Genomic DNA, 11,742 nt, shown 5'->3' with positions numbered 1-11,742 from the left:
ATGAAACACATCGATATTGCCAACCTGAAGGTGGCGAACGACTTGCCGCTGACCGTGATTGCCGGACCGTGCCAGCTTGAAAGCGCCGATCATGCGCAGATGATCGCGGGCAAGATGAAAGAAGCCTGCGATGCCGCCGGCGCGCAATATGTGTTCAAGGCGTCTTACGACAAGGCCAACCGGACCAGTGTCTCTGGCAAACGGGGGCTTGGCATCGACGAGGGGCTGAAGGTTCTGCAAGGCGTGAAAGACGCAATTGGGGTGCCAGTCCTGACCGATGTCCACACCGAGGCCCAGTGCGCCCCGGCGGCCGAGGTCTGCGACATCCTGCAAATCCCTGCTTTCCTGTGCCGTCAGACCGACCTGTTGCTGGCTGCGGGCCAGACCGGCGCCGCCGTGAATGTAAAAAAGGGGCAGTTTCTGGCCCCGTGGGACATGGACAATGTCGTGAGCAAGGTGGAAAGCACCGGCAATAACAAGATCCTGCTGACGGAACGCGGCACGTCTTTTGGCTATAACACCCTTGTCACCGATATGCGCGGCCTGCCCCGCATGGCGCAGACAGGGTATCCGGTGATCATGGACGCAACCCATTCCGTGCAACAACCGGGCGGCCAGGGCGGATCTTCCGGCGGGCAGCGTGAATTTGCACCGGTGATGGCGCGCGCGGCAGTGTCTCTTGGAATTGCCGGCGTTTTCATCGAAACCCATGAAAACCCGGACAACGCCCCCTCGGATGGGCCCAACATGATACATTTGCATCATATGCCCGCGCTAATTGACACGTTGATGGCCTTTGACAGGCTGGCTAAAGCAAACCCGATTCACATCTGACCGAATTAAAGAGATACCTAATGACCAAACCTGCTGCCACGGTGACGCCGAACACCTGGGAATTTCTGCGCGACCCGATGATCAAGCCGACCGGCTTTCGCGAGTACGACGCCCGCTGGCGTTTCCCCGAGGAAATCAACCTGCCCGGCATGACTGCCCTTGGCATGGGATTGGGCACGCAGATGCGCCGCCGCGGGATCGCGCCCGTGATCGCGGTTGGCAACGACTATCGCGACTATTCCCTGTCGATCAAACTGGCCGTGATCCAGGGCCTGATGCGCGCGGGGATCCACGTCAAGGATATCGGACCTGCCCTGTCGCCGATGGCCTATTTCGCCCAGTTCCACCTGGACGTGCCCGCCGTCGCCATGATCACCGCGTCGCACAACCCCAATGGCTGGACCGGGGTGAAGATGGGCTTTGACCGCCCGCTGACCCATGGACCGGACGAAATGGGCGAACTGCGTGACATCGTGCTGAACGGCGACTGGGAAGAGGTCGCCGGCGGTTCGTATGAATTCGTGGACGGTGTGAAAGAAGCTTATATCGACGACCTTGTCGGTGATTTCAAAATGTCCCGTCCGCTCAAGGTCGTTTGCGCCACGGGCAACGGCACGGCGGCGGCCTTCGCGCCGGAAATTTTTAAACGGATCGGTGTCGAAGTGGTCGAGAGCCACAACAGGCTGGATTACACCTTCCCGCATTACAACCCGAACCCCGAAGCGATGGAAATGCTGCACGACATGTCGGACAGCGTCAAAGCCTCGGGCGCGGATTTCGCGCTGGGGTTTGATGGCGACGGCGACCGTTGCGGCGTGGTCGATGACGAAGGCGAAGAGATCTTTGCCGACAAGGTGGGTGTCATCATGGCGCGTGACCTCTCGAAACTCTATCCGAATTCCACTTTTGTGGCGGATGTGAAATCGACCGGCCTGTTTGCCTCGGATCCCGAGCTGCAAAAACACGGTGTGACGGCGGATTACTGGAAAACCGGCCACAGCCACATGAAGCGTCGGGTCAAGGAAATCGGCGCCCTCGCCGGGTTCGAGAAATCTGGCCACTATTTCCTCGCGGAACCCGTGGGGCGTGGCTATGACTGCGGCATGCGCGTGGCCGTGGAAATCTGCAAACTGATGGACCGCAACCCCGATATGTCCATGTCGGATCTGCGCAAGGCCCTGCCGAAAACCTGGTCGACCCCGACCATGTCGCCCTATTGCGCCGATACCGAGAAATACGACGTGCTTGATCGTCTGGTACAGAAACTGGTCGCCAAGCACGAAGCCGGAGAGACGTTTGCAGGGCGCGCTATCAAAGAGGTTGTCACTGTGAATGGCGCCCGTGTCATTCTGGACAATGGATCGTGGGGTCTGGTGCGGGCCTCGTCGAACACGCCGAACCTTGTGGTGGTCTGTGAAAGCTCGGAGAGCGAAGCTGAAATGCGCGCGATCTTTGCCGATATCGACGCGGTCATCCGCACCGAAGACCAGGTTGGCGACTACGACCAGACGATCTGAGGCCCGACACCATGGGTCATCTTTGGCTCGTGATCGGCGTGGCCTGTGCCATGCTGGCGGTTTTGATGCCTCCCCTCGATCCCGAGTGGGAGGCATCGCAGCAACCGATCCTGATTGGTCTGGCGGCGCTGTGTGCTGCGATCTGGCTGCGCGCGGTTTTCAGCAAGCGCAGATCTGCCCCCAGCGAACCCATCCTGATCGACGGGTCCAACGTCATGCATTGGCAGGATGGAAAGCCGAATATCGCGGTTGTCGACCAATTGGTTCAGGCACTGCGCGCCAAGGGGTATCGGCCCGGCGTCATCTTTGATGCGAATGTTGGCTATAAACTGTCTAACCGTTTTTTGGGCGATGCAGCGATGGCACGCCTTCTGGACTTGCCGGTGAAACAGGTCATGGTTTCGCCCAAAGGCACTCCTGCGGACGAATTCCTGTTACAGGCCGCGCGGGACATGGACGCCCCGATCATCACCAATGACCGTTTCCGCGACTGGCAGGACAGTTTTTCCGAAGTGGCCAGAGCGGGAAAACTGATCCGGGGCGGTGTTCAGAACGGTGCACCCTATCTGAAAACCACCCCGTAAGGGTAACGCACCACTGGCAACCGATCAGGCCGCCAGCCCCCGCCCTTTCAGCAAGGCATCGACCCCCGGCAACCGTCCACGGAACTGTTTATACAGGTCCTCCGCCTCGACCGAGCCACCGGTTGAAAGGATGTTGTCCTCAAGCGATTTCGCGGTTTCGGGGTCAAAGGCGCTACCTGCCTCTTCAAAGGCGGCAAAGGCGTCGGCGTCCATAACCTCGGACCACATGTAGCTGTAATAGCCCGAGCTATAGCCATCACCGGAAAAGACATGGGCAAATTGCGGTGTAGCATGGCGCATGGTGATCGCCGCGGGCATCCCGATGCTGTCCAGAACCTCGGCCTGTTTTGCCATCGTATCGGCGGGGGCCGCCCCTTCGTGAAAGGCCAGATCCACCAGCGCAGAGGCAACGTATTCAACAGTCTGGAACCCCATGTCGAAATTGGCCGCCCCTAAAACCTTGTCGAGCATGTCCTGCGGCATGGGCTCACCGGTCTCGGCATGGGTGGCGAATTCGGACAGAACCTCGGGCACTTCCAGCCAGTGTTCATAAAGCTGCGACGGCAGTTCGACGAAATCTCGCGCGACCGACGTGCCCGAGACCCGTTCATAGGTCACGTTTGACAGCATCTGATGCAGGGCGTGGCCGAATTCGTGGAACAGGGTGCGCGCATCGTCATAGGACAACAGGGCCGGGTCCGCCTTGGCAAAGTTGCAGACATTGATGACCACCGGGGCCTGAAACTTGGGGAATTTCGCTTGTGAACGCATCGCCGAGCACCAAGCCCCCGACCGTTTCGAACCGCGCGCGAAATAGTCTCCGATGAACACCGCCACATGTTCGCCGTTGCGGGTGACTTCCCACGCACGGCAATCCGGGTGATACAGTGTGATCTGTAGTGGTGCGAATTCCAGCCCGAACAGGCGGTTGGCACAGGCAAAGGCGGCTTCGATCATCCGGTCGAGTTGCAGATAGGGCTTGAGTGCCGCCTCATCGAGATCATGTTCGACCTTGCGCCGCTTCTCGGCATAATAGCGCCAGTCCCACGGGGCGAGATCGCCGTTTATCCCGTCGGCATGCATCATGTCGGTCAGAATTTTGGCATCGGCCTCGGCACGGGCCTTGGCCGGTTCCCAGACCGCCATCAACAGCTCGCGCACTGCCGCAGGGGTGCCTGCCATTTCGGTTTCAAGTTTGAAATCCGCAAAGCTGTCATAGCCGAGCAGTTTGGCGCGTTCTGCGCGCAGGGCAAGAATTTCTGCAGTGATCGCGCGGTTGTCGGTCTCGCCGCCATTGGCGCCACGCGCGGCCCAGGCGGAAAAGGCCTTCTTGCGCAGGTCACGGCGGGGCGAAAATTGCAGGAAGGGCACGATCAGCGACCGCGACAAGGTCACCACCGGCCCGCCTGCGCCCTTTTCCTTGCCCGCGGCACGCGCAGCCTCGACCACGAACCCTGGCAGCCCTTCCAGATCCCCTTCGGCCAGCGGCATGAACCAGTCGCGTTCATCCGCCAGTAGATTCTGGGTAAAGGCTGTGCCCAGTTCCGCAAGCCGGCCCATAATGGCCTGCATCCGCGTGTCGGCTTCCCCTTCCAGCGCAGCCCCCGAACGGACAAAGCCGCGATGTGTCAGCATCAAAACCCGCTCTTGTTCGTCGTCCAGCCCCAGACCATCGCGCGCCTCCCAGACGGCGGCCACGCGGCGGAACAGCGCCTTGTTGGAGGAAATCGCCGAGAAATGCGCGGCGAGTTTGGGGGAAAATTCGCGCTGTAATGCCTCGCGCTGTGGGTTGCTGTCGGCACCGGCCACGGTGAAGAACACTGACAGGACCTTGTCGAGATCTTCGCCAGCGGCCTCCATCGCCTCGATCGTGTTGGCAAAACTGGGGGCGTCAGGGTTTTCGGCAATGGCCGCGATTTCTGCCGTGTGGGTGGCAAGGGCCACGTCCAGCGCGGGGGCAAAATCATCGTCTGAAATGGCGTCGAACGGGGCCAGCGAAAACGGCGTGCTCCAGTCGGACAAAAGCGGGTTCGTCATGCAGGTTCTCCTTTGCAAATCAACCTAAGCGCCTGCAGGATATGTTCAACGCCAGACTGCTCGGAAATTACGTTCTCAGAGCGTCGCGCAGGCCGATCTCAGGCCGTGTCTCTGCCGCAGACAGGACAGGCCGGATTGGCTTTGATCGCGATCTTGCGGGTTTCTCCGTAAAGCGCGTCATAGATCAGCATGTCGCCGCGCAGAACCATGCCCGCGCCCGTGATCTGCTTGATTGCCTCGGCGGCCATCATCGTGCCGATCACGCCGGGCAACGGCCCCAGAACCCCGGCCTCGGCGCAGTTCGGGGCCAGACCCGCAGCCGGGGCCTCGGGGAACACGCATTGGTAACACGGGGCGTCGTTGGCAGGGTCAAACACGCTGAGTTGCCCTTCCCATTGCGACAGCGCGCCGGAAATCAGCGGTTTGCCCGCAGCGACGCAAGCCCGGTTCACTAGATACCGCGTGTCGAAATTGTCGGTGCCATCTAACACGAGGTCATAATCGGCGATCAAGACCCTGGCATCTTCGGCCGACAGGCGCCGGTTATAGGGCAGCACCGTGATAAACGGATTCTGGGCCTGCATGGCCTCTTGCGCCGAGAACACCTTGGGCGTTCCGATCCCTGCGTCCTTGTGGATCACCTGCCGTTGCAGGTTGGAATTGTCCACCACATCGTCATCGACCACGCCGATCGTCCCGACGCCTGCCGCCGCAAGATAAAGCAGCGCGGGCGAGCCCAGCCCCCCTGCCCCGATCACCAGAACCCGCGCATCCTTGAGCCGCTTTTGCCCAAGCCCGCCAATCTCGCGCAGAACGATATGGCGGGCATAGCGGTTCAACTCCGTGTCGCTGAACAACCGGTCGTCTTCCGGGGCGTCAGGGGCCTCCGCAGGCTGGGCCCGTGACCGCAACCAATTCAAGCCCGCGCCATACACCAGCGCCAGCGCCACAAATCCGCCGATCATGAGCCAGAGCGCAGGACTCTCCCCTGTGGCCATACGCAGCCCGTTGCCCTCGGGCAGCACTAGGTTGGCCCCGAGCACGGCAAGATAAAGGATAAAGATCATCGTCCAGCGCGCGGACTTCGGCGCGCCCATGACCGCGCCAATGCCGTAAAGCACGCCCGCCATGATGAACACCAACAACATCAGCCCACCCCGGTCGAGCCGAATCCGCCACTGCCGCGTTCGGTCTCACTCAGTTTTTCTGTCACTGTAAAGGATGCCTGGAACACCGGCGCCACGATCAACTGGGCAATACGCGCGCCATGTTCGATGTGAAAGGGCGCATTGCCGGCATTCATGACGATGATCCCAAGGGGGCCGCGATAATCGCTATCGATGGTGCCCGGAGTGTTGGGCAGTGTGATGCCGTGTTTCAGGGCCAGCCCCGAGCGCGGGCGGACCTGCACCTCGTATCCTGCCGGTATCTCGATCCGCAGACCCGTGGGCACCAGCGCACGCGCGCCCGGTTGCAGGGTCAGGCCATTGCGTTCGGACGCGGGAAAATTGGCGCGCACATCTGCCCCCGCCGCCCCTGCGGTTTCATAAGACGGCAAGGCGACGGACCGGTCCGCGTCCTCAAGCCATGTCAGGCAGATTTCCACCAAGTCTCAGTCCTTTCCCGTGCTGGAAACGCAGGTCCACCAGACCAGATACATCACCCAAGCTGTTCGGCAATACGTTCAGCCAGTTGATGTGCGACCTCGTGCTTGCCCATGCGCGGCCAATGTTCGGCCCCTGCATCGGAAATCAGGGTCACGGCGTTTTCGCTGCCGCCCATGATTCCAGTCTCGGGGCTAACGTCATTGGCAACGATCCAGTCACACCCCTTGCGCGCGCGCTTTGCGGTGGCATTGGCAATCACGTCATCGGTTTCTGCGGCAAACCCCACGACCAGACCCGGCCGCCCTTCGGCCATCTGGCTGACCGTGGCAAGGATGTCGGGGTTTTCGGCAAAGTCGAGCGACGGGATCGCGCCGGCCTGTTTCTTGATCTTGCTGTCCGACGCGCTTGTTACCCGCCAGTCCGCCACGGCGGCGGCAAAGATGGCAGCATCGACCGGCAGAACCGCCTGCACCGCCTCGAGCATCTGCGCGGCAGTTTCCACCTCGACGACATGGGCGCCTTCGGGGCGTTCTGCATCGGCCGGGCCGGTCACGAAAATCACGTCCGCACCCATCGTGGTCAGGGCACGCGCGATGGCACTGCCCTGCGCACCCGACGACCGGTTCGCGATATAGCGCACGGGGTCAATCGGTTCATGGGTCGGCCCCGAAGTCACCAGGATGCGCCGCCCGGTCAGGGGGCCCTCGGCCAGTGCGGTTTCAATGGCCGACACGATTTCAAGCGGTTCGGACATGCGCCCCGGACCAAATTCTCCACAGGCCATGTCGCCTTCGTTCGGGCCGACGAACATCACCCCGTCGCCACGCAAGGTCGAAACATTCCGGCGCGTCGCGGGGTGCTCCCACATGCGGACATTCATCGCGGGCGCCACCAGAACCGGCGTATCGGTCGCCAGAACCAGCGTCGAGGCCAGGTCATTGGCCTGCCCAGTGACCATCTTGGACATGAAATCGGCCGTTCCTGGCGCCACGACGATCAGATCTGCCGATCGGGAAAGCTGGATATGGCCCATCTCGGCCTCGTCCGTGAGGTCGAACAGATCGCGGTAAACTTTCTCGCCCGCCAGGGCCGACACCGACAGCGGCGTCACGAATTCCTGCCCCGCCTTGGTCAAGACCGGCGTGACCCAAGCCCCGCGTTCGCGCAGGCGGCGGATCAGGTCCAGCGATTTATAGGCGGCAATTCCGCCCCCGATGATCAGGAGAATGCGTTTATCTGTCAGCATCTTGGCATCCCTTGGGATAAGGTCTGTCCGACCCTAGTCTGCGGCGCGCCAACGCACAAGCAGGCAGGCGCTATTCCTTCTTGAAGGCAAGGCACGGGTCCGCGCGGTCTGTGGCGGGTGTCACGATGTAAAAATCGTAAGGCACCGGCCCATCAGGCGCGGCTTCGACCTGCGCGATGCTGCGCTGCGTGGCACCGGATGACACAAGCGCAGGCGCCCCCCAGTCCAGACGCGCATGCCCGTTGCCCGTGATGACCACGACCGGTCCGCCAGTATCGGCAAGGGCCCGGTCAACGACCTGTGCCATGGTCGCGTCGCGCAACCGTTGGCCCAGAACCATGCCAGGCAGCATGTGTTCCGGCAGGGCGTTACAATGTGCCTCGAACTGTTTGGCCTCGCGCATCTGCTGCTCTTCCAAGGGCAGCGGATCGGTCAGACCGTAGCGTTCCGCGTCTGGTCCGAATGCATCAATCACGTCCCCGTCCATGATTGCCGCCCGCACGGCGTCGCGTGGGACCTGCGCGCCGTAAAACGCCGCACCCGATGCAGCCGCGAAGATCGGGTAATACATGTCGAATGAAGGCCAGCCACTCTGATCCCATTCCAACACGGCCTGTAGTTTATCCTTGTTGCCAATCAAATCGGACGCGACGCGCCCGGCCATGTCCGGAGTCAGCATTTCAAACACAATGGCCGCCGGAGCCATTTCGGCAACAACGGCGGCCTGTGTTTCATGATGCCACGGATTATCGTGCAACTCCCCCAGGTAGAGGATGTCGACAGGGGGCAGTCCCGCGACCAGATCGGGCGTGATCTCATCGGCCAAAGCTGGGGAACTTACGACGGCAATCGCCAGAATCAGGTGCTTCATGACACTAAGTCATGCACCCCAACCCCCTGTCGCTCAAGAGCTGCGCGCATCTTGGCAAAGGCGCTGGCCTCCAATTGCCGGACACGTTCCTTGGACAGCGCCATCTCTTCACCGATGCTCGCCAGCGTGCGGGTTTCGTCGGCCAAGCGGCGTTCATGCAGAATGTATTTCTCGCGCTCGGTCAGGTTCTCCATTGCTTTGGCGAGTTGCTCGCTCAGATAGGCGCCATCCTGACGGCGTTCAACGCTTTCCGCGCCAATCGCGTTTTCATCTTCGAGAAGTTCGATCCACTCGCGTCCGTTTTCCTCGGTCGATTGCTGCGCGTTCAGCGACATGTCCGCCCCCGACAGGCGCCCCATCATCATCTGGGTGTCCGAGATAGACACCCCGATTTCGGACGCCATACGTTCCGCAATCTGATAACTGTCGAGATGTTCGCCTGCGGCCATGGCCTCGCGTTCGATCTGGGCACGCACGCGGCGCAGGTTGAAGAATAGCGATTTCTGCGAGGTGGTCGAACCGGTGCGCACCAGCGACCAGTTGCGCATCACGTGATCCTGAAGCCCGGCGCGGATCCACCAGACCGCATAGGTCGAGAACCGCACACCCCGATCTGGGTCGAATTTGTCAGCAGCTTTCATAAGGCCAAGCGAGGCTTCCTGGATCAGGTCGGATTGCGAGATGCCGGTCCGGCGGAACTTGGATGCCATCGAAATGGCAAGCCGCATATAAGCCTGAACGAGACGGTTCAACGCGGCGTGGTCGCGTTCGTCGCGCCACGCGCGGGCCAGTTGCTGTTCGGTCTCGGCGTCGAGCATTTCTGCGCGCATCATGCGGCGAGTCATATTGATGGTCTGTGGTGATTGCAGTGCCATGACGTCTTCCTTCCTCCTTGCGCTTTTGTCATGAATTACGCACCCTGCTTCGGCTTGGATCACTTTCGGACGGAAAAAAATTGCTACCGCATTTGACTTTTGTGATTGGGGGGGCCGCTTCGGGCAAATCGGCCTTCGCGGAAAAGCTCGTGCTGGAAAACGACGCGGCCCGTATCTATCTCGCGACGTCACAGGCGTTTGACGAGGAAATGCGCGGCAAGATCGACGCCCATATCGCCATGCGCGGGCCAGACTGGCATACCGTAGAAAGCCCGCTTGAAGCCGCCCGCGCGCTTGGGGATGTGCCCGAGGATCACGTGGTTCTTTTTGACTGCGCGACCATGTGGCTAAGCAATCATTTGTTTGCAGAACACGATATCGAACAGGAAACCGAGCGGCTGCTTGAGGCGCTGTCTTCTTGCAAGGGACGGGTCGTCGTGGTTTCGAACGAAGTCGGCATGGGGATCGTGCCGGAAAACAAGCTTGCCCGCCAATTCCGCGATCTGCAGGGCAAGCTGAACCAGCGCCTTGCCGCCCGCGCCGATCTGGCCGTGTTTGTCGTAGCGGGCCTGCCACTTGTCCTGAAAGGAACCCTGCCATGAGCCACCTTTACCTTGTCCGCCACGGGCCGACACATGCGAAATCCATGGTGGGCTGGTCGGACCTGCCCGCCGACCTGTCCGACACCGCCGCACTGGATCGTCTTGAGGCGGCCCTGCCAAAAGATGCGCTGGTGGTGAGTTCCGACCTGGTACGCGCGGTGCATACTGCGGATGCGATCCAGCGCGATCGGGTCCGCCTGCCACATGATCCAGATCTGCGGGAAATTCATTTCGGAGAGTGGGAGTTGAAACGCTGGGTCGAAGTGAATGAAACCCACCCCGATCATGTGCGCGCCTTCTGGGAAACGCCCGGCGATATCGCCGCGCCGGGTGGCGAAAGCTGGAACGGAGTGGTGCGGCGTGTCTCATCTGCGGTGGATCGCTTGATGGCCGCACATGCGGGGCGTGACCTTGTCATTGTGGCCCATTTTGGCGCGATCCTGACCCAGATCGCCCGTGCCGAGCAGATGACCGGATCCGAGGCATTCGGGCACAAGATCGACAACCTTTCCGTTTCTATCTTGCGAACACTGCCCACTTGGGAAGCCGAAAAAATAAATCACGTTTTATGATAGGCTCCATAAATAACATTCACTTTGGTGATGATTCATAATAATCTAGGCTTCTGACCATGTCCTATACACTGATTCTTGGCGATTACGCCTATTCATCCTGGTCCTTGCGTGGCTGGCTCTTGTTTGAAAAATTCGGCATAGCACGCAGCGCGCGCATGCTCGATTTTGCCGGAGAGGCGGCGGTCGCCGATCAACTGGCCGAATTTGCCCCGGCCAAAACCGTGCCAACCGTCATCATGCCGGACGGTGCAATCGTATCGGACTCACTTGCCATTGCCGAAGAACTGGCATCGCGTCATCCCAAGGCTGCACTTTGGCCCGACCACACACGTGATCGCGCTACGGCCCGCAGCCTGACCGCAGAAATGCATTCCGGGTTCGGGGCCCTGCGTGGGGACTGCCCGATGAACCTGCGCACCGCCTATGCCGACAGCGCCCCCTCGGAAGATGTTCTTGCGGATGTGACACGGATCGAAACCCTTTGGGCGCACGCCTTTGCGACCCGCGCTCAGGACGGACCGTGGCTGTTCGGAACGTATTCTGCGGTCGATGCCTTTTACGCCCCGGTAGCGGCGCGGATTGCGGGGTATAACCTGCCGGTCGGACTGCAAGCCGCCGCCTATGTGCAGACCCACCTGAACGACACCGCTTTTCGCCAATGGCGCGCGATGGGGCTGGTACGGGGCGAGACCCTGCCTTGGTATGCCAAGCCCTTTACCGTGACCAAGTGGCCCGGGCCGGTTCCATTGCAGGCCAAGGCTGTCGAAGGGGACCAAGCGGAAAACGACACATGTCCATATTCGGGCGCGCCGGTGACACATGTTCTGGAAATCGACGGGCGCAGGATCGGGTTCTGCAACCGGTTCTGCCGCGACAAAACCGTGGCTGACCCTGCCGCCTGGCCTGCGTTCATGGCGATTTACCAAGGTTAAAGCCGACCGCGAACACTGACAGGTTTACGATTTGCTAACCATGGCTCGTTAACCCTTGGGCA

The 11,742-nt window shown here is 60.8% G+C and carries 12 protein-coding genes; 6 read left to right on the top strand and 6 right to left on the bottom strand.

What is annotated here, in order from left to right:
• The 3 genes from kdsA to WNE31_RS08875 are packed head-to-tail and all read left to right on the top strand — an operon-like array spanning position 1 to position 2,935.
• Positions 1-834 carry a 3-deoxy-8-phosphooctulonate synthase gene (kdsA, locus tag WNE31_RS08885; protein WP_349979384.1) on the top strand — a complete coding sequence of 278 codons (834 nt, stop codon included), beginning with the start codon at positions 1-3 and terminating at the stop codon, positions 832-834.
• Between the two features lie 20 nt (positions 835-854).
• A complete protein-coding gene (locus WNE31_RS08880) occupies positions 855-2,351 on the top strand; it encodes a phosphomannomutase/phosphoglucomutase (protein WP_349979383.1) in 1,497 nt (498 codons plus the stop codon).
• 11 nt (positions 2,352-2,362) lie between these two features.
• Positions 2,363-2,935, top strand: coding sequence for an NYN domain-containing protein (locus WNE31_RS08875; protein ID WP_349979382.1), 573 nt, complete (start codon positions 2,363-2,365; stop codon positions 2,933-2,935).
• A gap of 24 nt (positions 2,936-2,959) precedes the next feature.
• Here WNE31_RS08875 and WNE31_RS08870 read toward each other — a convergent pair whose 3' ends face one another.
• The 6 genes from WNE31_RS08870 to WNE31_RS08845 form a co-directional block, all read right to left on the bottom strand.
• Positions 2,960-4,972: a M3 family metallopeptidase gene (locus WNE31_RS08870; RefSeq protein ID WP_349979381.1), complete on the bottom strand. Its 2,013-nt coding sequence runs from the start codon at positions 4,970-4,972 to the stop codon at positions 2,960-2,962.
• 98 nt (positions 4,973-5,070) lie between these two features.
• Positions 5,071-6,120: a HesA/MoeB/ThiF family protein gene (locus WNE31_RS08865; RefSeq protein ID WP_349979380.1), complete on the bottom strand. Its 1,050-nt coding sequence runs from the start codon at positions 6,118-6,120 to the stop codon at positions 5,071-5,073.
• A complete protein-coding gene (gene dut, locus WNE31_RS08860; protein WP_349979379.1) occupies positions 6,120-6,581 on the bottom strand; it encodes a dUTP diphosphatase in 462 nt (153 codons plus the stop codon). Before dut ends, WNE31_RS08865 begins: the two co-directional genes overlap by 1 nt.
• A gap of 50 nt (positions 6,582-6,631) precedes the next feature.
• Complete coding sequence (gene coaBC, locus WNE31_RS08855; protein WP_349979378.1) at positions 6,632-7,825, bottom strand: bifunctional phosphopantothenoylcysteine decarboxylase/phosphopantothenate--cysteine ligase CoaBC; 1,194 nt, start codon at positions 7,823-7,825, stop codon at positions 6,632-6,634.
• A 70-nt stretch (positions 7,826-7,895) separates the two neighbouring features.
• Positions 7,896-8,696 carry a ChaN family lipoprotein gene (locus tag WNE31_RS08850; protein WP_349979377.1) on the bottom strand — a complete coding sequence of 267 codons (801 nt, stop codon included), beginning with the start codon at positions 8,694-8,696 and terminating at the stop codon, positions 7,896-7,898.
• Positions 8,693-9,571 carry an RNA polymerase factor sigma-32 gene (locus WNE31_RS08845; RefSeq protein WP_349979376.1) on the bottom strand — a complete coding sequence of 293 codons (879 nt, stop codon included), beginning with the start codon at positions 9,569-9,571 and terminating at the stop codon, positions 8,693-8,695. Before WNE31_RS08845 ends, WNE31_RS08850 begins: the two co-directional genes overlap by 4 nt.
• An 80-nt stretch (positions 9,572-9,651) precedes the next feature.
• Between WNE31_RS08845 and cobU the strand changes: the two genes are divergently transcribed.
• From cobU to WNE31_RS08830, 3 genes are read left to right on the top strand one after another with little or no spacing between them, the layout of a single operon-like run.
• Positions 9,652-10,173: a bifunctional adenosylcobinamide kinase/adenosylcobinamide-phosphate guanylyltransferase gene (gene cobU, locus WNE31_RS08840; protein ID WP_349979375.1), complete on the top strand. Its 522-nt coding sequence runs from the start codon at positions 9,652-9,654 to the stop codon at positions 10,171-10,173.
• Positions 10,170-10,745: a histidine phosphatase family protein gene (locus WNE31_RS08835; RefSeq protein ID WP_349979374.1), complete on the top strand. Its 576-nt coding sequence runs from the start codon at positions 10,170-10,172 to the stop codon at positions 10,743-10,745. Before cobU ends, WNE31_RS08835 begins: the two co-directional genes overlap by 4 nt.
• 59 nt (positions 10,746-10,804) lie before the next feature.
• A complete protein-coding gene (locus WNE31_RS08830) occupies positions 10,805-11,680 on the top strand; it encodes a glutathione S-transferase (protein WP_349979373.1) in 876 nt (291 codons plus the stop codon).
• Positions 11,681-11,742: the final 62 nt, after the last annotated feature.

Source organism: Shimia fortis, assembly GCF_040225985.1.
Taxonomy (GTDB): domain Bacteria; phylum Pseudomonadota; class Alphaproteobacteria; order Rhodobacterales; family Rhodobacteraceae; genus Shimia.
This window is presented reverse-complemented; position numbering and strand designations above follow the sequence as displayed.